The sequence below is a fragment of the Dolichospermum sp. DET69 genome, assembly GCA_017355425.1.
Lineage (GTDB): Bacteria > Cyanobacteriota > Cyanobacteriia > Cyanobacteriales > Nostocaceae > Dolichospermum.
The window spans coordinates 2,983,409-3,008,163 of sequence record CP070233.1 but is presented as its reverse complement, the minus strand read 5'-3'; the positions used below and the strand labels follow the sequence as shown (position 1 = coordinate 3,008,163).

19 protein-coding genes and 1 pseudogene are annotated in these 24,755 nt (G+C 38.2%); 9 read left to right on the top strand and 11 right to left on the bottom strand.

Annotated features, from left to right (window positions below):
* The first annotated feature begins 46 nt into the window (after positions 1-46).
* Both EZY12_13770 and map read left to right on the top strand, forming a co-directional pair.
* Complete coding sequence (locus EZY12_13770) at positions 47-526, top strand: cupredoxin domain-containing protein (GenBank protein QSX65935.1); 480 nt, start codon at positions 47-49, stop codon at positions 524-526.
* Between the two features lie 162 nt (positions 527-688).
* Positions 689-1,516, top strand: coding sequence for a type I methionyl aminopeptidase (map, locus tag EZY12_13765; protein ID QSX70663.1), 828 nt, complete (start codon positions 689-691; stop codon positions 1,514-1,516).
* A 271-nt stretch (positions 1,517-1,787) separates the two neighbouring features.
* Here the strand turns inward: map and EZY12_13760 are convergent, their stop codons facing one another.
* Both EZY12_13760 and cax read right to left on the bottom strand, forming a co-directional pair.
* Positions 1,788-2,324, bottom strand: coding sequence for a peptidoglycan-binding protein (locus tag EZY12_13760; GenBank protein ID QSX70662.1), 537 nt, complete (start codon positions 2,322-2,324; stop codon positions 1,788-1,790).
* 1,239 nt (positions 2,325-3,563) lie between these two features.
* Positions 3,564-4,649, bottom strand: a complete 1,086-nt coding sequence (gene cax, locus EZY12_13755; protein ID QSX65934.1) for a calcium/proton exchanger — start codon at positions 4,647-4,649, stop codon at positions 3,564-3,566.
* Positions 4,650-4,867: 218 nt separating this feature from the next.
* On the opposite strand from cax, the gene EZY12_13750 reads away from it, so the two are divergent.
* Entirely contained in the window at positions 4,868-7,519 is a 2,652-nt protein-coding gene (locus EZY12_13750; GenBank protein QSX65933.1) for a DUF3536 domain-containing protein, read from the top strand.
* 207 nt (positions 7,520-7,726) lie between these two features.
* Here EZY12_13750 and EZY12_13745 read toward each other — a convergent pair.
* The 8 genes and pseudogenes from EZY12_13745 to EZY12_13710 form a co-directional block, all read right to left on the bottom strand.
* Positions 7,727-8,236: pseudogene (locus EZY12_13745) on the bottom strand (transposase).
* 233 nt (positions 8,237-8,469) lie between these two features.
* On the bottom strand, positions 8,470-9,612 hold the full coding sequence (locus EZY12_13740; GenBank protein QSX65932.1) for a glycosyltransferase family 4 protein: 1,143 nt from the start codon (positions 9,610-9,612) through the stop codon (positions 8,470-8,472).
* A 296-nt stretch (positions 9,613-9,908) separates the two neighbouring features.
* Positions 9,909-11,531 carry an MFS transporter gene (locus EZY12_13735; GenBank protein QSX65931.1) on the bottom strand — a complete coding sequence of 541 codons (1,623 nt, stop codon included), beginning with the start codon at positions 11,529-11,531 and terminating at the stop codon, positions 9,909-9,911.
* Entirely contained in the window at positions 11,515-12,414 is a 900-nt protein-coding gene (gene recO, locus EZY12_13730; protein ID QSX65930.1) for a DNA repair protein RecO, read from the bottom strand. The genes EZY12_13735 and recO overlap by 17 nt, the downstream gene beginning before the upstream one ends.
* Before the next feature lie 259 nt (positions 12,415-12,673).
* Positions 12,674-13,360 (bottom strand): deoxyribose-phosphate aldolase, encoded by a 687-nt coding sequence (gene deoC / locus EZY12_13725; protein QSX65929.1) that lies wholly within the window; start codon positions 13,358-13,360, stop codon positions 12,674-12,676.
* 120 nt (positions 13,361-13,480) lie between these two features.
* A complete protein-coding gene (locus EZY12_13720) occupies positions 13,481-14,602 on the bottom strand; it encodes a DNA cytosine methyltransferase (protein ID QSX65928.1) in 1,122 nt (373 codons plus the stop codon).
* Between the two features lie 18 nt (positions 14,603-14,620).
* Positions 14,621-15,463, bottom strand: a complete 843-nt coding sequence (locus tag EZY12_13715; protein QSX65927.1) for a hypothetical protein — start codon at positions 15,461-15,463, stop codon at positions 14,621-14,623.
* A gap of 1 nt (position 15,464) precedes the next feature.
* Positions 15,465-16,541 (bottom strand): hypothetical protein, encoded by a 1,077-nt coding sequence (locus EZY12_13710; GenBank protein ID QSX65926.1) that lies wholly within the window; start codon positions 16,539-16,541, stop codon positions 15,465-15,467.
* A gap of 56 nt (positions 16,542-16,597) precedes the next feature.
* Here EZY12_13710 and EZY12_13705 point away from each other — a divergent pair, with 56 nt between their 5' ends.
* The 6 genes from EZY12_13705 (at position 16,598) to EZY12_13680 (ending at position 23,914) form a co-directional block, all read left to right on the top strand.
* On the top strand, positions 16,598-17,095 hold the full coding sequence (locus EZY12_13705) for a hypothetical protein (GenBank protein QSX65925.1): 498 nt from the start codon (positions 16,598-16,600) through the stop codon (positions 17,093-17,095).
* A 674-nt stretch (positions 17,096-17,769) separates the two neighbouring features.
* Positions 17,770-19,455 carry a potassium-transporting ATPase subunit A gene (gene kdpA, locus EZY12_13700; GenBank protein ID QSX65924.1) on the top strand — a complete coding sequence of 562 codons (1,686 nt, stop codon included), beginning with the start codon at positions 17,770-17,772 and terminating at the stop codon, positions 19,453-19,455.
* A gap of 68 nt (positions 19,456-19,523) precedes the next feature.
* Entirely contained in the window at positions 19,524-21,623 is a 2,100-nt protein-coding gene (gene kdpB, locus EZY12_13695; GenBank protein QSX65923.1) for a potassium-transporting ATPase subunit KdpB, read from the top strand.
* A gap of 448 nt (positions 21,624-22,071) precedes the next feature.
* Complete coding sequence (locus EZY12_13690; protein ID QSX65922.1) at positions 22,072-22,290, top strand: potassium-transporting ATPase subunit F; 219 nt, start codon at positions 22,072-22,074, stop codon at positions 22,288-22,290.
* A gap of 69 nt (positions 22,291-22,359) precedes the next feature.
* Positions 22,360-22,959 carry a K(+)-transporting ATPase subunit C gene (gene kdpC, locus EZY12_13685; protein QSX65921.1) on the top strand — a complete coding sequence of 200 codons (600 nt, stop codon included), beginning with the start codon at positions 22,360-22,362 and terminating at the stop codon, positions 22,957-22,959.
* Positions 22,960-23,011: 52 nt separating this feature from the next.
* Positions 23,012-23,914 carry an alpha/beta fold hydrolase gene (locus EZY12_13680; protein QSX70661.1) on the top strand — a complete coding sequence of 301 codons (903 nt, stop codon included), beginning with the start codon at positions 23,012-23,014 and terminating at the stop codon, positions 23,912-23,914.
* Between the two features lie 41 nt (positions 23,915-23,955).
* On the opposite strand, the gene EZY12_13675 is transcribed toward EZY12_13680, so the two are convergent.
* A complete protein-coding gene (locus EZY12_13675; GenBank protein QSX65920.1) occupies positions 23,956-24,111 on the bottom strand; it encodes a hypothetical protein in 156 nt (51 codons plus the stop codon).
* Positions 24,112-24,755 lie beyond the last annotated feature (644 nt).

Genomic DNA, 24,755 nt, shown 5'->3' with positions numbered 1-24,755 from the left:
TCATGGATAATAGAGATAGGTGTGATTTAAAATAATCTATTTAGCCATGAGTAACTTTTTAATTAAGGTCAACTACAATCTACCGCGAATTATCTATATATTCTCCCTCCTAATTAGTCTAGTCATCATGGGTGCATTTCCAGCAACAGCAGAGAATTTATCTAATAATCTCCTAAAACAACCACCTATAGAAATTACAGTCAGCTTGGGTAATGCTGCTAATGAATTAAAATTTGAGCCAAATCATTTAGAATTTATCTCAGGTAAACGCTACAATCTCAAATTCAATAATCCTAGTTCCCAAAAACATTATTTTACAGCTAAAGACTTTGCTGATGCAATTTGGACACAAAAAGTCGAAGCCGGCAATGTAGAAATTAAAGGTAATATTCACGAATTAGAACTTAAACCTGGTGCAGAAGCGGAATGGGTGTTTGTTCCTCTTAAACCAGGTAAATATGCTTTAGGATGTACTATAGCTGGACACACAGAAGCAGGAATGAAGGGAGAGATTGTAATTAATTGATAATTTCTCACTGTCAGAATCAGGATTTACAGGATTAACACAGATGAACATCTGTGTTTCTTTAGAGACGGAAAATACGTTAAAATATAGATATTTCTTCGCAATAAATCTCAACAACTTCACACATTATCGGTTAAGCGCCTGTAATTTCTAAACTTCATGATGAATATTTTCACTAACTTGCTTTCTCAACCAGCCCAGCCAACAGCCGAAAAACGACAACGCCGAGGGATTGAAATTAAATCAACCCGTGAAATCGAAATTATGCGGCAATCAGCGAGGATTGTGGCAACTGTGCTGAAAGAAATTTCTGAACTAGTCCAGCCAGGAATGACAACGGCTGATTTAGATGCTTTTGCTGAAAAACGTATCCGCGAAATGGATGCAACTCCTAGTTTTAAAGGCTATCATGGGTTTCCGGCTTCTATTTGCTCTAGTATTAATAATGAAGTTGTTCATGGTATTCCTAGCCGGAAAAAGGTAATTCGGGCTGGAGATGTCTTAAAAGTTGATACAGGAGCTTATTATCAAGGTTTTCACGGTGATTCCTGTATTACTATCGCTGTAGGTAATGTGACAACTGAAGCCGCGAGACTGATTAAAATAGCGGAAGAATCTTTATATAAAGGGATTGAACAGGTAAAAGCTGGTGTGCATTTGGTGGAAATTGCAGGTGCAATTGAAGACCATGTAAAAGCTAATGGTTATGCAGTGGTAGAACAATTTACTGGTCATGGTGTTGGTAGAAATTTACACGAAGAACCAGCAGTTTTTAACTATCGGACTCGTGATATACCGAATGTGAAGTTACGCTCAGGAATGACTTTAGCTATTGAACCAATTTTAAATGCTGGTTCTAAAAATACCAGAGTTTTAGCTGATAGATGGACTGCGGTAACAGTTGATAATGCTTTATCTGCTCAGTTTGAGCATACTGTATTAGTGACAGATAGTGGCTATGAAATTTTGACTGATAGAACCTTTCTTTAACTATGATTCTTGTGATTTAGATGATTTATATGACCAATGACCAATGACCAATGACCACAGGGCAAACGCACCTAAATTCTGTAATCCATGTCCAGCAAGGGTTTCAACTTTTAGTTACAAAACTAAACAATCGTCAAAACCTTTGTCCAGTAAGCATTCTAAAAATAAGATGCGTTTGCCCTGCCAATGACCAATGACTAATGATTAATGACTAATGACCAATGACTAATGACTAATGACTAATGACTAATGACTAATTACTAATTACCAATCACATTGTTAGCTCCCACCAAGTTTTTTGACCAACTACACCATCTGTTGATAGACTGCGACGATTTTGAAAAGCTTTGACAGCAGTTTCGGTAATTGGTCCAAAAACACCATCAATAGGTATTCCATAACCATTAGCAATTAAAAGTTTTTGTAAAGCTCTCACAGATATACCAGAACTACCAAAACCAATGACGGGCATAGGTTGGTTATAGATTTCAGCATATCTTGTTGATACCTGAACACCTTTTTTCTTTGTTAAGGGGATATTGCCAGCATCAGCTATTTCAAAAGAACTGACGGACATCTGTTTTTGTGCTATTTGCTCAATGATTTTGTGTCGTCGAAACGAGAGTCTTGAAAGATTATTTAGAGAAGTTTTACCTATCTGAGTAAATTCTGGTGGTGTAATTTGAGCAGAAGCAACTAACTTATTTGATTGATGATTTTTTGAACGGATACCATTTTCTATAGTAAAGACTTTCTGTGCTAAAATATTGGGTGTATTTAGTGATTTTGGATTTAATACATCCATCATTGCCAGTCCGATTAGAGTCATTGTATTTTATAGTCGTGTTTATTTATAAAGTAGGAAATAGCAAAATAAGAGAAGAAGTGATATAGAATGTTGTTGAATTATTTGAAAAATCAAATATTATTCTTGTATATAATTACTACCATCAAATAGTTGAAAATAATGTAGTATATATAAAATTGCAACCTAATAATCAAGATACAGCAATAGACAAGGACGTTAGGATATTCTAAAACGCCAAAACCAATTTACAATAAGCTTTTGACTTTTACTATACCTTGAATTGAAATTACAAGTAAAGATAGTAACAATAAACGTAACCGCTCAATAATCCGGGGTAAATCCTTCCATGACAAGCCTCAAATGGCGTAAAATCGTTCCCGAACAGGTAGTTCGCCCCCATTTATTGAGCAGATACCAATAAACCTAGTGGTTGATATCAAACGGATGATCTAATTTGAGACTATGATAATTATTAGATTTATTCATCTATCTTAAGAGGTTGTTTGAAAAGTTTTGAGTGGTAATTTTAGGTACTTACTGATCCCCCCTAACCCCCCTTTTTAAGAGGGGAACTAGAGTCAAAGTCTAGTATGTTAATTCTGTGTATTTTGGAGGGATTGTCTAGAAAATTATTGGTGTTACCGTAGTTTACACCGAAAGCATCTTTTCCAGGCACTTCCTCATGAAAATATGCGACACATTTTGTGCATGAAGTCTTATGGGATAAGGGATTCAGAATTAACACACTAGTCAAAGTCCCCCTTTTTAAGGGGGATTTAGGGGGATCTGAAAATATTTGATACACCATGAGAGACTTATAAAAAATCCCAATTAATTAGATTGGGATTATCAAATCTTTAATAAATTTGTTGCAGTATTTACCAAGGAGTAAAGAAAGATCTTAGCACTGCGGTATATAGCGGTATGCACTCGAATGAGCTAAATCATAGCCCTCTCCCGGCAAGCGATGAGGGGGTTGGGGGCTGACAGATGTAGGTTTTTAATATTTTCTGTAAAGGCAAGACCAGGAGGACAAGGAAGGATAGTAGACAAGGTGGATTTTATCCACAAAATACTCAGTTTATGGTTTATTTTGTCCGCTTTTCCTCCCTTGCCACCTTGTCTGCCTTGTCTTCCAAGTCTTGCCCTCACGACAATGTAAAAAACCTACCCTTGTGAGGTTAGGGGGTGGGGTTCTTGTATCTCACTCAACAAAAGAAAGGCTATAGTGCAATTAACTCATACCGTAACTGGATGAAAGTAGAAGGCCAAAGCCAAGACAGCATAAGCTGCTAGGAGTAATGTCCCTTCTAACCAATTAGATTTACCATCAGAACTAATGCTATTAGCAATTAAAACTGATACAGCAACAGCGACTAATTCAAAGGGGTTGAAATCTAAATCCATTGGTTGACCAATTACCCAACCGGCAATTACTAAAACCGGAGCTACAAATAAGGCAATTTGCATACTTGAACCCACAGCCACAGACATAGCTAGATCCATTTTATTCTTCATAGCTACAGTAACTGCGGTAGCGTGTTCAGCAGCATTACCAATAATAGGGACTAAAATTACCCCGGTAAATAGTGCAGTTAAACCTAGTTTAGATGTAGCTACTTCTAAAGAACCTACTAGCAATTCTGATTCAAAGGCAACTAACAGGGTACAAACTAAAAGTACACCACTCCACAACCAAATATTTGGTTTTTCATGGGAAACTTCTTCTTCCTCTTCTATATCTGCCACACCAACTTCATACAAATAGGCATGAGTTTTCATGGAAAATAGCAGTGTTAAGCCATAAACCAGAATTAAGACGACAGCCACAGCTAGGGAAAGATTCTGTACGGTTGCTTCACTAATCCCTATGGAGGTATAGTTCATTGCTGTTGGTAACAAAATCGCAATTACCGCCAAGTTCATAGAAGAAGCATTTACACGAGCTATAACTGATTCAAATGTTTGCTCTTTATAACGAATACCGCCTAATAGCATCGATAGACCCATAACTAAAAGTAAGTTACTGATAATTGATCCAGTTATACTGGCTTTAACGACATCAATTAGGCCTGCATTGAGGGCAACTAAGGCAATAATTAATTCTGTCGCATTACCAAAAGTCGCGTTTAAAAATCCGCCAATTCCTGGCCCGACAACTACGGCAATTTCTTCGGTAGCTGTACCCATCCAAGCTGCTAGGGGGAGTATGGCTAATGCAGCAGTGATGAAAACTACCAAGTCTCCCCATTCTAAAAAGTGGGCTGCTAGAGATATGGGTATAAACAACAGCAGAACGGTGAAAATAATGTTCTTGATTGACATTTTTACCTTGAGTTCAGGGGATATCTGCACGATGTCTAAAAATCATGTGCATTTAAATACCTATCATATCTGTCAAGGCTGTTTGGAAATAATGGTAACAAAATTTAGTTTTGTTTCTTATGTGTTATTTATCAATGATTTTATGAGAAAACAATTGTAGAAAGGTAGATATAGCCAGAATATTTTGCAAAATTACACATTTATTTGGATAAAAATATATGACTTCGACTGCCGAAATACCAAGTAGTTCTAGCTTAGTATTACCGTTAGATAAAGAGGCTAAATCCAGTCCTGAACATGATCCCCTAAAAACTGCTCAGGGTGTTTATGTTACGGTTCATGGTCATTTTTATCAACCTCCTAGAGAAAATCCTTATCTTGATGCGATTGAACGTCAACCTAGCGCTAGTCCTTTTCATGACTGGAATGAGCGCATTGATTGGGAGTGTTATCGTCCTAATGCCTTTGCGCGGGTTTTCAATGACCGGGGCGAAGTTGTGAAGATTGTGAATAATTATGAATACATGAGCTTTAATATTGGGCCGACGCTGATGTCGTGGTTAGAACGCTACGATGTAGAAGTTTATCAGCGGATTTTGGAGGCTGATGCTAAAAGCTGCGATCGCTTGAATGGTCATGGGAATGCGATCGCTCAAGTCTATAATCACATTATTCTCCCTCTAGCCAATGAACGGGATAAACATACACAAATTCGCTGGGGTAAGGAAGATTTCCGTTCTCGCTTTGGCCGTGATCCTGAAGGAATGTGGTTGGCAGAAACAGCCGTAGACTATGCCACTTTAGAAGCATTGGTGGCCGAAGGGATTAAGTTTATTATTTTAGCCCCTTCTCAAGCCCAGCGTTGTCGTCCTATCTCCACAGAAGATGGTTGTGATCATCAATGGCATGAGGTAGGGGGTAATCAGATTGATCCTACCCGGCCTTATCGTTGTTATTTGGATAGTAAGGAGTCGGCCAAAAAATCAACTCCCTATATTGATATCTTTTTCTACGATGGTCCGATTTCACGGGATATGGGTTTTAGTGATGTTGTCTACAATTCCCATCATTTTGCGGGACGAATTGGGGCAGCTATTCGCGGAGATCATCGTCAGTCCCAACTAATTTCTGTAGCTACAGATGGGGAAACCTTTGGACATCACAAAAAGGGAACAGAAAAAACTTTAGCTTATGCCTTTATTGGTGAGTTTCCCCGTCATGGTTGGACTGTTACCAATTTCGCCCACTATTTGAGTTTAAATCCTCCCTCTTGGGAAGTAAAATTAAAGTCGGTGACGGCTTGGAGTTGCGCTCATGGTGTGGATAGATGGCAAGATGATTGTGGTTGTGGTGGTGAAGGGGGCGTGTGGCATCAAAAATGGCGGCGGCCGTTACGAAATGCGTTGAATTGGCTGCGAGATCAGTTAGGTAATGTCTATGAGGAATATGGTGGGACATTATTCCGTGATCATTGGCAAGCAAGGGACGAATATATTCAGGTAATGGGCGATCGCACCCCCGCTAATATTAACCGTTTTCTGGCTCATCATCAAACTCGCAAACTTCAAGCTGCTGAACAGGTAGAAGCTTTACGCTTATTGGAAATGCAGCGGCACTCTTTACTGATGTTTACCAGTTGCGGCTGGTTTTTTGAAGAACTTTCTCGCCCAGAGGGAACACAGATTTTGCGCTATGCCTCCCGGGCCTTAGAATTAGCAGAAGATGTGGCAGGTGTGCAGTTAGAAAAGGGTTTTATTAAACGCCTCGGTTTAGCTCCTAGTAATGTGCCAGAATTTAAACATGGAGCAGAAATATATCGTCAATTGGTGTTAACTGCCCAAATTGGGTTCAAACAAGTGGCTGCCCATTACGCTATTACTTCCTTATTTAATCATCACAAAAATACTATCCCTGGACAAGAGACACCAGAAAACGCCCATCCTCATCATCAGCGTGTCTACTGCTATGATGCCCATGAATTAGATTATCATAAGCAGAGCTTCGGACCATTAACTATGGCGGTGGGGCATTTGCAGCTAGTGTCAGATATTACTTGGGAAAGTGAAAATTTAGTATTTGCCGTTTTGCATTTGGGTGGTTGGGATTTTCATTGCTGTATTCAAAAGTTTGAAGGACGGCGTAACTATAGTCAAATTAAAGAAAAGCTGTTTACGGCACTGCAACAGGCTAGTATTGCTCATGTAATTTTGGTAATGACTCAATTATTTGGGGATGATACCTTTAGTTTACAGACTTTATTTGCGGAAGAACGTCACCGAATTATGCGGTTGTTAAGTCAGGAAACACTGGCACGATTAGACCAGTTATATACTCAGGCATACCGTGATAATTACGGTGTGATTATGGCCTTTCATCGGGATGAGTTGGAAGTACCACGAGAATTACAGGTAGCAGCGGAAATTGCTTTGGGGTATCGTTGTCTCACAACATTGAGATCCCTAGAACAAGATATTAGTGAACTGCAATTAAGTTGGAATCATATCGGAGAATTAGAAGCGATCGCTACTGAAGCCAAACATCTTCGTTGTCAATTAAATATTCCCAATGGCAACCAAATCATCGAACAATTAATAGTCCATTTATTGTGGCAATTATTGTATGCTGCCAATAGCAAAATGGATGCTGATATTCAACGTTTAGAAAGATTAATTGATGTTGCTCATGAATTACATCTGGGCATTAATTTAAACCATTCCCAAGAACTATATTGGAGTTGTTTACACAGTCAAATATTGCCACGTATTACCAGTATTGACAGTGAAGCCGAAACTATTCAATGTCGGCAATTACTCAAGTTGGGCAAAAAATTAGCTGTTGATGTCAGTCCTTACCTAGATAAATTAGCGTAATGTAAGGTGGGCAATGCCCACCAAAGAATTATTATTTGCTTAATTACTTTAATACCTTATTTATTACGCTTATACATCAAAGATAGTTCTTCCTCGTCGTTTCTATGATAACAAATTTTTCCGTCGGTGTCAATAGCTTTTACTCAGTTTACAGGGGTGATTAGGATCTTTATGCCAACGGAAAGGATTTTGGAAAATATATTGTCAGGCAAGGTTTAAAATTTTATCATTGCGGATAATGCGCTCATAATAATTGCGTTGCCATATACGCAGTCCAGGGGTATTATCAACTTGATTAATAATTTTTGTTGTTTGATATTTGTAATAAGCAATAATTTGTCCCAACGTCGTTTTCTTCCGTAGGGGCGGGGTCTCCCCGCCCTCTATATTTGTATTTGTATTTGTATTTGTATTTGTCTCCTTTATGTTCTGTTCGCCCAACAATTCATCATTAATCACAATAATTCCATGAATATGATTAGGCATAACCACAAATTGATCTAATTCCACATTAGGAAAATGGTCAGGGATTTTTAACCAAAATTCATCAATAATCAGACCCCGAACTGTGAATTTCATTTCCCCATTCATAATTTCACCTAAATTACATTCACTGTTTTGGGTACACAGGGTGATGAAATATGCCCCCGGCTGTGAATAATCATAACCCCGCAGGCGAATTGACTGGCGATGATGAATTTTGGGATTATATTTCATGGAATGAAAGAATAATATTAAAGGATAGACAAAGGGCGGGGAAAGGATAGACAAAGGGCAGTAGAGAGAGACCCCAGAGGGCGGGGAGACCCCAGAGGGCGGGGAGACCCCAGAGGGCGGGGAGACCCCAGAGGAGACCCCAGAGGAGACCCCAGAGGAGACCCCAGAGGGCGGGGAGACCCCAGAGGGCGGGGAGACCCCAGAGGGCGGGGAGACCCCGCCCCTACGGAGGGTTAAACGCCCCAACTCAGTGTTAAAGGACGCTGTGCCAGAACTTGGCTATAAAGCTCTTCTAATTGCGTGATGTTATCATTCAGGGTATAGCGTTCTAATATCCGCTTCCTCGCTTTTTCTCCCAATAATGTTGTTAACTCTGGATGATCTTGGCATAGTGGTAATAGGGTTTTTAACTGCGATCGCACACTGCTTGTATTAATTGCAACACCAGCACCCTTTTCTAAAACTTCCCCGTCTGCACCGACATCAGTAGCTAAACAGGCTAAACCACAAGACATTGCTTCTAATAGAGACAAGGATAAACCCTCTACCAAAGAAGGCAAAATGAATACATCAGATCCCCGTAAAATTTCGATGCGGCGATCTTCGTCAGCAATAAATCCTAACCAGATGATGCCATGTTCTCGCCCATAAAATGACTCTAGAGAAGGCTTTAATGGACCATCACCCACAATTAGCAATTTGGTCTTAACTCCCATATCTGATTGCTTCCAAGCCCGGAGGAGAGATTCAACATTTTTCTCCTGAGCGATTCTCCCTTGATAAACAAACAAACGTTCAGCCCCAAATTCAGCTTTAACTTGGGAAGTACCGGGAGAATACTTAACAGGATCTACACCATTAGGGATAACAGCAATCTTTTTTTCTCTAACTCCCATACTTGATAACAATTCCCGTTGAATTTGGGAAAAGATAATTACGCGATCATAATGATCCAAAAAAGGAGCGTAAAGTTGATAAGCTAAAAGTTGGGTACTGGATAATAATTTTGCTCCCTTACCTGCGAATGGAGTGTGGAAAGTCGCAATTAGGGGCAAATTTAATTCTTCGCAAATCTCTGGTAAAAAAAAGTCTAAAGTTGAGAGAGTCAGAGAAGCGTGAACTATATCTGGTTTAATTTCCCGCAGAGAATCTTTCAAAACCTTAGTGGCTTTAAAAGAGGGAATTGTGTAAACCTGGGACTTGTAAATAAATGGCAAAGGAACTTCATTAGGCCAGTTATCTGTTGTGGTTTCTTCTTCAGTAAAGTGGAGAAAACTAACCTCATGTCCTTTGTCTAGCAATCCGTTGGTAATTTCTCGGCTGTAGGTGACGTTACCGCAAAAGGGGGTTTTTTTTCCAATCCAAGCTATACGCATTCTTCAGTTATCTATAAAAAAAAGCGAGTGTAAACTATACTGTTTTTATTAATCCAGTTGGCATAAATGAATTTTTGTTGATCACAAAAACTCAAATATCTCTAATTTGAAACCTCAAATAATCTTGGCAATTAAAAATTCAATAAATAGCTTTATTAATGATGCTAATAAGTTATAAATTTTTTTAACTTGATTACAAATTAATATGCTGATTATTTAGTTGATCCCCAGCAAGTATTTTGCATCTTGCTGGACTAAGTTTAGCACGAAACTCAAGAGTTTGATGCAGTTTTTGGCTATTTGCCATCTGAGGAATCACCCGAATTATACCAGGTAAACAGACCGCCGACTAAGACGATGGCAGCTAAGGTAAAAAATACTGCTTTCAAGCCAATAAAGGTTTCAGCTACACCAGCTAAAGCTAAAGGTAGGGAGAGGGCAATATTAATTACATTATTTTGCAGTCCAAATACTTTACCGCGCATAGCTGCGGGTGTTTCCGTTTGGATTGCAGTTTGCATGGGAATACCCACCAAAGCTCCAAATACTCCCACTAAAGCAATGAATAGCAGCACAGGTAAGAGTTGGGTAGTAAACAGTGATAAACCAATTAAAGATCCTGCCACACCGAGACAACCCCAAAAACTGAGTTGTTTATAGGAAAAGCGTTGCCCAAATTGGCCGAGAATTGTCGCCCCAATCGCTACACCTATACCAGCAGATGCCAGTAAAAAGCCGAATTGAGAGGCTTTCATATTTGGGATAATTTCTGCCATCCGAACTGCAAGCACAGTCAGGGCTGCAAAGACAGAAAACAAGATAACTAGTTGTAGTAAAGCATTACGGATGCGATGATTTTCTTGGAGATAACGAAACCCGTCGCGCAAGTCTGAGAAAACATGAGGAAATTCTGTTTCTGGGGGGTGGGGTTTTTCATTAGTTCGCAGTAGAAATAATATTAACCCAGCGATCGCATAACTGCCACCTACTAAAATTTCCTTACCTAATCCACCACTACCACCTAATTTTGTCCAAAGTCCATCTGCTAATGCTAAAACTGGTTCTCCTACGGCAAAACCAACAATTACCGAAGCCATCATTGTCGTTGTATAGAGAGAATTAGCTGAAAGCAAATCCTGTTCTTTCACTATTAAAGGAATAGCCGATTGTTCTGCCGGCGCGAAAAATTGTGTCAAGGTAGAAACCAAAAAGGTCACACCTAAAATAATCAAAAACCCCACTGGTAAAACTCCCACAGGCTGCCAATCGTGGGTTAACCATAGCAAGGGAGGAATGAGCAAAACCAGAATACCACGCCAAATATTTGATGCTACCAAGACAACTTTTTTTGACCAACGATCTACAAAAACTCCAGCTACAGAACCAAATAATATGGCTGGAATAGTAAACGCCATCATTAAAGCTGAAACCCAACCGCTAATACTTTGATCACTAGCTTGAAATTGGCTATTAATCAAAGCAATCATTAATACTAAATAAACTTTATCAGCTAGTTGACAGAAAACTTGACCTGCCCAAAGAGCGAGAAAGTTAGGGTTTTTTAATACAGGTAAAAAACCCACCTGTTGATTATTTACTGAAGATGTATCTTCAGAATCAGCATCTATCAATGGTAGTGTTTCCGGTGTTAATTCCGTTGTAACTGGGGCATTTTCCTGAATACCATTAGTTTTATCATTTGTGTGTATAATTTCTGATGGTTTGGGAATATCAGTTACTGGAATTTCTGAAGTGCAATTTCCATCCTTAGAAACATCAGTTAGTGACATTTCTGGACTATGAATATGACTAAGTTTAGGTGAAGAGACAACATTATGATCTGATGCTCTATGCTTTTTTTTAGCGTCGCTAGGTGAGTGAGTTCGGCTTTTTTTATCTAAATCAGACGATTGCATCATGGTTGGCGGCAAAATAGGAGTCAATCAAAGTGGCAGAGCGAATAGGCTGCCCCAAATGATACTGGACGTACTGACGCAAAATTTGCTCAACAGCTAACCATCCAGAATCTGAGGCTGCATCTATTTTCATTATCTCTGTTTCCGACAGATGTTGAAGCATAACCAGTTGTTTCCCATTTAACCGACGAGAAATAATTGGTAACTCCTGCTGATGAAAAACTGTTTCATAGCTAGGGTTAGAGGCACAGGTTTGGGCTATTTCCCCATTTTCCCATTTCCCCTGCTCTATTTCTTTTCGCAAGCTTTTCCAAGCATCTAAACAAATTATCCCACCGGAGGGAATACTAAATCCAACTTGCCATTGAGGATTCGTCCAGTCTGGAGTTAACAGACGCTGGGTTAAGCAACAAACTTCGACTTGTGGGGTGAGTCCTGCTAAATTTAAAAGCTGAAATACGCCCTGAGCTAGATGAGCGACTACACATTTTATCTCTGTTTTGGGTATATCCTCTAGCCGCTGAAGATGTTTATTAAATAACTCATAAATTTCTGTTTGGGGTTGTTCGCTTAAAGCTTGACACAAAACTATTTCAGCTAAATATTGACTAGCAGCTAGTTTACCCAAATCTTTAGATAAACCGGGATAAGTTTTTATAGTTTCAGCTTGAGTAATTCTATCTAGGTTTCTGCCTTGGGAAATGAGTAATTCATTGACGACAAACATCCCCATTCTTCCACCTAAGCTGGAATTTTGTTTCCGCGCTCCCGTCGCAATTGCTCGAATCAGCCCAAATTCTTGAGTTAAAATTGTGACTATTTTATCTGATTCTCCCAGTGCCTGCGCTTTGAGATTAATACCTGTTGCTTTATAGGTTTTAGTCATTAGTTATTAGTCATTAGTCATTAGTTATTAGTTATTAGTTATTAGTTATTAGTCATTAGTTATTAGATATATGGGCTGAAATAATATCAAAATGATGTTGTTGGCTCTGGGCAGGCAAGATGCCCACCCCACAATAAATATAATATTCTTGTGGGGTGGGCTTCTAGCCTGCCCAGAATTTATTTCTGCTCATTTACTTAGTTATTAGTCAGTGGTTAACTAATCAAGGACAACCAACAACTGACAAAAGATGACCGAGCTACTCGCTTTTTTCTTGTTCTGGGTTATGGCGTTGACGAAGTAAATCCACACCACGAGATGTGCCTAATCTAGTCGCACCAGCTATAATTAAATCTAAGGCTTCGTTGTGTGTACGAATACCTCCTGATGCTTTGATGCCTACTCGATCTTTTGTGATTTCCTTTAAAAACTTAATATCTGCTACAGTTGCACCACCATTCCAACCTGTACTGGTTTTTAAGAATGCTGCACCGGCATCCATAGCTAGTTCCGCAGCTATTTGTTTCTCTGTATCCGTGAGAAGGCTAGTTTCTAAAATTACCTTAACAGGCTGTCCGGCTTCTTCGCAAATTGTGGCAATTTCTCGGTGAACTTCTTCGGTTTTCCCGGCTTTTAACCACCCCAAGTTAATCATTACATCTAACTCAGTAGCGCCATTATCTACTGCTTCCTTAGCTTCATATAACTTCACTGCGGAAGTATTTGCACCATTGGGAAATCCAATAACTGTACAAATTTGAGGATTTTTTTTATACAACAGTTCTGCTACTTGCTTGACATAACAGGGATTTACACATACGGCTGCAAAGTTATATCTATATGCTTCGTCGCACCATTGACTTATCTGCTCTGGAGTTGCAATTGGTAATAACAGAGAGTGGTCAATAAATGGCGCAATATCAATGTTTGGATAGTCTGCTGCCATCGTTTTTTCTTTTGGTGTAGAGTTTATTAAACTTGATGAAAATTAAAGTATTTCTTTTATATTAAACCATTAACAACCACAAGATCCCCGACTTCTTGAAGAAGTCGGGGATCTGAAGTCTTATGAGTCAGTATTTAAAAAGTCAAGTATAGTTTGCGCTAATGCCTTTGCTGCTAAGTATGGAACACCATTACCAACGGTTTTAAACATATTGGTAAGTGACATATTTTCGGGAAGTGAAAAATTAGCGGGTAACGATTGAATTGCTAAGGCTTCCGCTACAGAAATCCGTCTAATTTTGTAAGGATGTAAATGTACCTCATTATTACCATAGCAAGCTGTGGGAGAATAACGCCAACGGTGCAAACGTTTAAATGATTTTTTGGAATCATCTCCTTCGGCAATAGTAGCAAATTTAATTTTACCTGCTCTTGGTTGAAAATGATGTTGACCATTGGCATGATTAATAACGTTATTTTTTCTAAACCAATATTCAACGGTTAGTTGTTGAGGAATATTTTCAGGACAAGGAATTAGGGAATCTTCTTGAAATGGTTCCCATTTATGCCAAGGATAAGCAAATACTTGATTTTGAGGATATAAAATATATTTTTCCCAAGGAAAGGTAAAGTTATCTTTGATTTTCATGTCTTTGAGAAAATTATCTTTAAAGCCGATTAAAATAATTCTATCTCTATCTTGAGGTACACCATATTCAATCGAATTGATTAACCGTTCTGTTAATATATAGCCTGCTTTTTGTAATTTGATTTTTAGTTCTTCAAAAAATAATCTGTGTTTGGTTGTTCTCCACAAACCTTTGACATTTTCAAATAAAAAGAAATCGGGTAAGTTTTGACAAATTAATTCAACATAAGCAGATGAGAGTTTACCGTTATCCCCTAAATATCCTTTGTTTTTACCACCAATGGAAAAATCAGGACAGGGTGGACCACCAATAAAGCCAATTATATTATTTGATTTACGGGAATCTGTGACTAATTCATTTAATCTTTGTGTAGGTGTTCCTGCTATTAATTTACTTACGTCTGCGGCTTCTCCTTCATGATATCCATATTCAGGTTGTGGAAGTTGGAGTTTTTCTCTTGAATAGCGATATGCGGAGATGAATGGGGGGAATATTTCGTTGACATAAGCGATTATATAACCTGTGTTTTCAAAGCCTAAATCGAGGAATCCTGAACCGGAGAAGAAGGAGAATATGGTAGGTTTAATTGTCATTTACTAATAACTATTTAATTATTTATGATCATTTATTAATCCATATTGTAGTGATTCAAAACGTTTCACTATTTTATCAAAAGCTGTATCCCATTCTTGCTCCTCTAAATTTTTAGATACAAATTGGGGAATATATCTATCTTGATTATGCAGGATAATAACAACAATTTCTTTAACTTTGTTAAAAGATTCAGGTTTGAATTTATTCTGAATATTTCTTCCTATAAAAATTATTGCAGCTTCATCTACTTCAAAGTTCCCTTCTATAATTTCATCAACAAATTCATCATAAACACGCTGTTCATCTTCTTCATTGGCAGACTTTAGCAATATTGTTATAATATCTTCTAAATCTTTATTTGCTCTTCTTTCATTCCAAGCTAGTAGTTTCAAAGCTATAAAAGCATCAATATCAGCTACCCGAATTTCTATGTTATCAATTATTATAATCTCTGTATTTGCAAAGGCATCTTCTAAGCCTAAAACACTCATTTGATTACCATCTTGCCAGTTAATTTCCTCTTTTGGTTTACTGATATCGCCAAAAGGAACAACATCAACTTCTAATTCAGTTTCAATATGTATAAATTTGTGAATAACTCTGGTTTTTTTAAATAGAGGATTTTGTCCAGTCGTCATTGTGGTTATCAGTAAATTATATTTATCCCAATTATCCAATTTTACCGCCACATCCCAATCATTTGTTGCTCGACCTTGAACTTGATATTGACTGTCAAAAATTAAAAGTCTAGCTTGAGCGCCTATCAACAGCATAGGAACTTCTAGTAAATCAATAATAGATTTAAAATCAGTAAGAAATTTTTTAGTTTCTGAGTTAAGTGGAGAATTTGAGTCGCTCATATTATACCATTTCGGAAATTTCTTGATAAAAGATAATATATTTTTCGTACAGACGTTTAGCCGTTTCTTTTAGTCTTTCATCTGGATGTAGAGACAATTCTGCATGAATGAGTAACGGGTCTGCAACAAATTCAGACAAGGGATATTTAGGCTGATTTTTATTACCAAATTGCTTGAAAATGCTAATATTACCCTTTGGATCTGGTTTGAGGCGCAGCATAGTAGTTATAACACGATAATTATCTTCTTCTGGAATGTGAAGAATCATGCTAATTGGCTTTAAATAACCTGTGATAATTGTAGCACCTAATTCTCCCCCAATTATTATTTTTTGATTTTGGGCTATTGCTAATATTTGGTTTGATATATCGTTAAAATCTATATTCTCTCTAGAATTAAATGTACCTATCAGAAGTTCTGAACGTAGATTTTCTATATACCCCATTTCCCATCTTTCTAAGAGTTTTCTGTAATTTTTAATGCGATATTTTCCACTGCGTTGACGCTGTAAATAATTTAGTAGATACAAACTTTCTAAACTGCGTTTAACTGTCTTTCCGTCAACTCCCGCAGCATTTGCTATTAGTTCTAAAGTAGGATATTCTAAAATGATTGGGTCTTGAAGTATAGCATAAGCTACTTTAAAAGTGCTGTTAGTAATCTTGGGAGTAGATGATAATTTTCTGCTCGGCGTTGAACTACTTCTAATTAAAATATATAGTGATGAATTGTTAAGATAAATATTACCTGTCGTGTCAATAAATTCAATATTATTTTTTACTAAGAGATTAAAAACTTCATCAGAAAGTTTATATGTAACAAGCAGTGTTCTTTTACCATTGCTGAGTTTTTCTTTGAGATGGTGGAGATAATTAATGGTTGAATCAAGTGTTTCTAAAGTGATAGGAGCTTTGATTTCAACGATATATTTGATTCGGTTTTGAGGCGTATAAATAGTTAACAACCCATCCGCAAGAGTGTTTTCTAAAAAAGGTTCTATAATCGTTGTTGTCTCTATCTGGGGTAATTCTTCCAACTTTTGTATACATTTTTGTAACCAAGGATGTTTCGGTTGCATAGCATATTAAAAATATTGTTTAATTAGCGTGTTCAATCAAATCAATTATAACCAAAATGTATAAACTACAAAGAATCTTCAGCGGATTTGTGTTATTACTCGTATATTTACCATACTGGATCATCAGTTCAATTGTTAACGTTAAATACTTTTACCAAAAACGCACAGCACTAGCAAAACATCAAGAAATTCTCCATTGGGTGAAAACTCAAAATATACCATTAGATACTAGCCAAGCATTGAAATTACCTGATCATCTAGTAAATATCAGTCATGATGGGTCAGTTCAAGTCCTGCATACATCAGAAGATACCTACTGTATAGCAATCATGATTAAATATGACACAGGTGCAGCACAAAGAGTTAAAGGTATATTTGCTGCTGATTTCCCCTTAACTGCTAGATATTTGACTAAAATTCCTGATATTTGTCACCGTATTAATATCTTAGGAGAATACCAAAAGCCATATAAAGCGGCTTGGGCATTTACAAATCTTGAGGTTGACAAGCAATATAATGATTGTTTATTTGCAGTTCATCGTCAGTTGAGCTAATTAGCCTATAATCATCAGTATATATTTATCTGCCCCAAATTTATGTCTAAAAATATACTAATTACTCGATGATTTTTACTTAGACAAACTTAACTATAATTAAAAGCATATTTTTAGGGAATGGTAAACTATAATCTGATGTGCAGTTAAGTCACTGACTCAACCCTAAAGGGATTGAGCTTGTAAAGAACAAACTTTACAACACAAGCAGCGACTAGCCCATTGAGACTAATCCTGATCCGCACTTCCGAATACTTCCCCAGTATGGCTTACGCCACGCTACGCTATCGGATTATCTGCAAGACTGTTTGTTAAGTCGTTGGTTAAAGACAAGACATTTTGGATTAGTTGGGCGAGGGGACTTGAACGGGTTTGCTGGTTCCCGGGATTATATCCATTCAAAAATCAGCATTTAAATACCACAGTGAATAAATTCACTCGTGTCGCTTCCCTCTCACCGGCTTTAGCCACTGAGTTTCCCGCATACCGCGAGGTTTTATGAATTAAAAATATACTGGATAAAATATTTAGTTAAACTCAGATAAAACAATACTATATTGATTGCGGTGGGATGAAAAATCATCTCATCACTAAAAATTCAATTTATTAGTAATTTAAGCATTACTGTTGAGTATTAACTGGCTAAAACTTCAGTTGAATAGAGTGCAAACTACATGGGACAAGGTTTTTTACAAATTGCTTTAACGCTGTGTATTGTCGTGTTAATTACGCCAATACTAGGAAAATACATAGCTCGCGTTTTCTTGGGAGAAAGGACAATCCTTGATCCTGTTATGAAGCCCATAGAGGCAATAATTTATATTTTAGGGGGTGTGGGCAAAAAAAATGATATGACTGGTTGGCAGTATATTCAAGCCTTATTATCCAGCAACGTCGTCATGGGTGTGATGGTTTATGCCCTGCTTTATTATCAGAAATTTTTGCCCTGGAATCCCAATGAACTGGGGAGAATGAGATGGGATTTATTACTACATACCACCATTTCTTTCCTGACCAACACGGACCAACAGCACTACGCAACAGAAAATACCTTTAGTTATTTTAGCCAAACATCGGCTTTAGGCTTTTTGATGTTTACCTCAGCGGCTAGTGGTTTAGTAGTGGGAATTGCCTTTATCCGAGGTTTGACAGGGAGAAAGTTGGGGAATTTTTATGTTGATTTTACCCAGGCTATCACCAGAATTTTACTACCTTTATCTATTATTGGGGCGATCGCTCTCATTATCTCAGGTGTACCCCAAACTTTAGCCAAAACCCTCGTAGTAGAAACCTTAGAAGGGCGAATTCAGTATATAGCTAGGGGTCCAGTAGCATCCTGGGAAATGATCAAAATGTTAGGTGAAAATGGCGGCGGCTTTTTTACAGCTAATTCCGCTCACCCCTTTGAAAATCCTAATGGCGCTTCTAACTTAATAGAAATCATCGCCATGCTGGCCATTCCCACATCCTTAATTTACACCTACGGGGTATTTGCCAACAACCTTAAACAAACCTGGTTATTATTCTCAATGGTGTTTATGATCTTTGTTGTTCTCATTGGCGTTACAGCCACAGGAGAATTACAAGGAAATCCCTTGATTAACAATGCTTTGCGATTAGAATTACCCAATTTAGAAGGTAAAGAAGTCAGATTTGATTGGGCGCAAACTGCATTATGGGCAATTACAACTACCGCTACTATGTGCGGTGCTGTGAATGGAATGCACGATTCTCTCATGCCCAATGGCACATTTTCTACCTTATTCAACCTATTTTTACAAATAATTTGGGGAGGACAGGGAATAGGAACAGCTTATCTTTTCATTTACCTGATTCTTACCGTTTTTATCACTGGGTTAATGGTAGGGCGGACCCCGGAAATTTTTGGGCGCAAAATTGAAAAACGGGAAATTGTTCTGGCTAGTGTAGTGCTATTAATTCACCCCATGATGATTTTAATTCCCAGTGCGATCGCTTTGGCTTATCCTATATCTTTATCAGGAATTAGTAACCCAAGTTTTCATGGTATTTCCCAAGTAGTTTATGAATATGCCTCAGCAGCAGCTAATAATGGTTCTGGCTTAGAGGGATTAAATGACGGGACATTATGGTGGAATTTAAGTACAACAGTCAGTATTTTTGCAGGACGTTATATACCTATTATTGCCCTGCTTCTCTTAGCTGATAGTATGTCTGAAAAACAAGTAGTCTGTGCAAGTCGCGGAACTTTGAAAACTGATTCTTTGCTATTTACTGGGATTACCGCTGGTATCACCCTAATTTTAGGAATTTTGACATTCTTCCCCGTTCTAGCTTTAGGACCAATCGCCGAAGGTTTTAAACTCGCTGCTGGTAGTTAGATAAAGATCATTTTTTCCAATCTCCACTAATGACTAATAACTAATGACTAATAACTAATAACTAATATATGAACTCAAACGGAACTAACTCCAATTCTAAAGCTCCTCGTCCTCGTTATCGTCACAAGAAACGCAGAAAAATACGGGTAACTAACAAAGGACTGTATTTTCGGGCAATTGGTAATGCTTTTATTAAATTGTATCCCCAATATGCCATCAAAAATCCCGTGATGTTTTTGGTATGGATAGGAACAGTTATTACTTTCTCTGTTACCATTTATCCCGAATTGTTTGGCCCAATAAATCAAAAAAACCCCCATCTTTTTAACGGACTATTAACAGGAATTTTATTATTCACAGTTTTATTTAGCAACTTTGCGGAAGCTGTAGCGGAGGGACGAGGTAAAGCCCAAGCTGATACTTTACGTTCCACTCAGTCAGCTACAGTTGCTAAAACTATCACCGTAGACGGCACAATTACAGAAATTCCTGCTAATAACTTGAAACGGGGAGATACTATATACGTCGTTTCCGGTGATATTATTCCCGCAGATGGTGAAGTGATCATGGGTGTCGCGTCTGTGGATGAATCAGCCATTACTGGCGAATCTGCCCCAGTTCTCAAAGAATTTGGTTCAGACGTTGCCAGTTCAGTTACGGGTGGTACACGGATCATTTCTGACGACCTGATTATTCGCGTTACTGCTGAACCAAGCAAAGGCTTTATTGACCGGATGATTGCTTTAGTGGAAGGAGCAGAACGCAGTAAAACACCTAATGAAATTGCTTTAACAGTATTATTAGCAGTTCTGAGCCTAGTATTTTTATTTGTCGTGGCAACTCTTCCCGCCTTTGCCTACTATGTCAATAGTCCCATTAGTGTACCTGTTCTGATTGCTCTTTTGGTAGCACTCATCCCCACAACTATTGGCGGTTTACTGAGTACCATCGGTATTGCGGGGATGGATAGGGTTGCACAATTTAACGTCATTGCTACCTCTGGCAGGGCAATAGAAGCCTGTGGAGATATCAATACCCTCATTCTTGACAAAACTGGGACAATTACCCTTGGCAACCGCTTGGCAGAGGAGTTTATTCCCATTAACGGCCATTCAATGACAGAAATTGCTAATGTGGCTTTGGCAGCTAGTATCTTTGACGATACTCCCGAAGGTAAATCCATTGTCCGACTGGCAGAAAAGTTAGGTGCAAACTTTGATTTAGACCGCAAACAAGCACAGGGTATAGAATTTTCCGCCAAAACGCGCATGAGTGGCACTAATTTACCTGGAGGTAGGGAAGTGCGGAAAGGTGCAGTAGAAGCAATTAAAAGCTTTGTTCTTTCGCGTCATGGACAGGATACAACCGAATTAGATGTTGCCTATGAACAGGTTTCTCTCCAAGGTGGTACACCCTTAGCTGTTTGTCTGGATCAGGAAATTTACGGTGTTATCTATCTCAAAGATATTGTTAAACCTGGTATCCGCGAACGATTTGACCAACTCCGACGCATGGGAGTGAGGACAATCATGCTCACGGGAGATAACCGCATTACTGCTTCTGTGATTGCTAAGGAAGCCGGAGTAGATGAATTCATCGCTGAAGCTACACCAGAAGATAAAATCGCTGTAATTCAACAGGAACAGGCTGAGGGTAAAATAGTAGCGATGACAGGGGATGGAACTAATGATGCTCCCGCTTTAGCACAAGCTAATGTAGGTGTGGCGATGAATACAGGAACGCAAGCTGCTAAGGAAGCTGCTAATATGGTGGATTTAGATTCTGATCCCACCAAATTAATTGATATTGTTAGTATTGGTAAGCAACTGTTAATTACCCGTGGGGCGTTGACAACGTTTTCTATCGCTAATGATATTGCTAAATATTTTGCGATTATTCCGGTACTTTTCACTGCTGCTAATCTAGAAAGTTTGAATGTGATGAAGTTAAGCAGTGTTAATTCGGCTATTCTTTCGGCATTGATTTACAATGCTTTAATTATTCCGGCTTTGATTCCTTTAGCATTAAAAGGTATTCAGTTTCGACCTTTGACAGCTAATCAACTTCTGCAACGAAATATTGTAATTTATGGCTTGGGTGGGGTAATTTCTCCATTTATTGCGATTAAATTAATAGATATGATGATCACATTTGTAGGTTTAGCGTAAATAATTATCTCTTGAGTCCCTTAGAGGATGTTTTAAAAGTCCTTTTGTCGGGATCAAAAGTTTTAGATCCCTCTAAATCTCCCTTAAAAAGGGAGACTTTGATTCTGGTTCCCCCTTTTTTAAGAGTCCCTTAGAGGATGTTTTAAAAGTCCTTTTGTCGGGATCAAAAGTTTTAGATCCCTCTAAATCTCCCTTAAAAAGGGAGACTTTGATTCTGGTTCCCCCTTTTTTAAGAGTCCCTTAGAGGATGTTTTAAAAGTCCTTTTGTCGGGATCAAAAGTTTTAGATCCCTCTAAATCTCCCTTAAAAAGGGAGACTTCGATTCTGGTTCCCCCTTTTTTAAGGGGGGTTAGGGGGGATCTAAAAGTGCCTAAAGTCACAGCGAAACACTTTATGGCTAACGCCATGCAAGCTATCAAACAACCTCTTACCTTTTACTTCTTTGAAAATGATCCCACTTATTCGATTCTTCAAGTTTAAAAATCAATTACCGCTCACTATTTTGATGGTGATGTGTTTAAATTTATTTATTACTCCATTGGTTTATGCTAATACTGGTATTAGCTTAGATAAAGTTTCTACTTGGGCAATTGGGGTTTTAGGATTTATTACTTTAATGTTAGTAGTTTATTTGTTAATAGTTATTTTTCAGCCAGAACGCTTTTAATAATTGGCATTACTTCTTTTTCTTTTTTTCCTCAATCCTGACTCCTAAAATAAAATTCAACATTAAATTATGTCTATTTTTAGAGAAGCTTTTAAAGCCATCAGAATGACTTTGGTAATTTGGTTATTAACAGCAATTGTATATCCTCTTTTTATATTGCTAGTAGGTCAGTCTCTTTTCCCAGTTTCAGCTAATGGCAGTATGATGTTAAATATCAATGATCAACCTATTGGTTCGACTTTGATTGGTCAAGGATTTATATCAGACCGTTATTTTCATGGTCGTCCCAGTGCTGTTAGATATAGTCAGGGGCGAAAAGCTCAACCTGGTGGTATTTCTGGTGGTAGTAATCTCGCTCCTACGAATCCAGAACTCAAGGAACGCATTCTCAAGCAAGCAGAAGAATTTCAGAATGAGAATAAGCAACCTGTGGCTGATTTGATTTATACTTCAGGCTCTGGTTTAGATCCCCATATCTCCTTGAAAGCAGCACGACAACAAATAGAGAGAGTGGCACAGGCACGGGGTATTAAGGAAGATGATATTATTCCCTTAATTAGTAAATATCTTGATGGTAGATTTTTAGGAATTTTCGGTGAACCTGGGGTAAATCTTTTACGCTTAAATTATGCTCTGGATTTACAAGATATCAATCGTCAGCAAAATTAGTTAGTTATTGAGAAGAAGCATCAAGTTTTATTTATTCAGAATTGTATTTATGATGAGAACTTCTACAAAAACCTGGATTTGGCAAGATTTCCCTATTTGTTACCAAACACAAGGTACTACTGGACCTGCTGTGATTTTAATACATGGATTTGGTGCATCATGGGGGCATTGGCGGAAAAATATCCCAGCTTTAGCTACAAATTGCCGGGTTTATGCGATTGATTTAATTGGCTTTGGGGGTTCAGCTAAACCCAACCCAGGGGAAAAAATTACCTATACCCTAGAAACTTGGGGACAACAAGTAGCGGATTTTTGTCAAGAAGTGGTAGGTGAACCGGCTTTTTTGGTGGGAAATTCTATTGGTTGTATTGTCGCTATGCAAGCTGCGGTAATTAGCCCAGATATGGCTTTAGGAACTGCTTTGCTTAACTGTTCTTTGCGGTTATTACATGATCGTAAACGGGTGGCTTTACCTTGGATAAAGCGGTTTGGTGCGCCAATTCTCCAAAACTTTTTGGCAATTAAACCAGTAGGTGATTTCTTTTTTAATCGCCTGGCACAACCGCAAACCGTTAAAAAGATTCTTTTACAAGCCTATGCTAATAGGGAAACGGTGACAGACGAGTTAATAGATATTTTGATGACACCAGCAAAAGATCCTGGTGCTGCGGCTGTATTTCTGGCTTTTACTGCTTATTCCAGTGGCCCTTTACCGGAAGACTTATTACCTGTATTATCTTGTCCAGTAATTATTTTATGGGGAACGGCTGACCCTTGGGAACCTATTGATTTAGGTAAAGAGTTAGCCGATTTTCCCACTGTAGAAAAGTTTATTTCTTTAGAAGGAGTGGGACACTGTCCTCAAGATGAAGCTCCTGAGTTAGTAAATCCGATTTTACTTGATTGGATTGGTGAATTACTAGCTGAGAAAAAAGAGCAAATTCAGAAAAATTAAATGTATATTAGGGCATTCTTGAATTTGTTCTTTGGGCTAATTTACCACCATCGGCGGCGGGGACCCCAGCCCCAGCTACCGCCCCTAGGACCACGACCACTGCCCCAACGACCATGACCACCAGAAATAAGTTGTTGGTCTTCAGTTGATAATTCCTCAAGCAAATCTAATTTGATGTTTTGAATTTTAACAGACATAATTATTTGGCTCCATTGGTTGATAAATATTGTTTACCTACAATCTTTTTATAAACCTTATTTTAATATTTTTAATGATTCTATGGTTATAAATATTAATTTACAATTTCTATCTTTTGACTCAAATAAATTTATTTTCTTACTGACAATAGACTTTGACAATTATGGGTAATTCCCAAATTAAAAGCCCAATTTGAAGAAGGAGTCACCGAGTCAGTAGCCACCGAGTCAGAATCAATCAGTCGAGGATTCAGACCTGCGACTGATTAAAGACCACCAAATCTGCGATTTGGTGGGGGTGCAAAAACGCCGGTTATTCATCCGCCACTCGCACAGAATACCCAACTGAATTCTGACTCTGTGACTCCTGAATTCTGTTTGATAAAAAAAGAATAGAGGAGAAAATTATGGCAAGAATTCTAGCAGATCCTATTTTATTTCTCAGCCGTGGAGGTAAATATTTCTGAGAAGATCAGAAACTAAGATATTGCTAATTCTTTACATCAAGTAATTGAAAATTTCTCCTCATCGGAAGAGGCAGAGGGAAAGGGAGCAGGGAGCGGGGGTAGCAAGCCTTGTGTGGAGCGGAGCGAAACATGGGTCAAGCCCCGTCCTTTTAGGAAGTTTACAGCACTTCCTGCTCT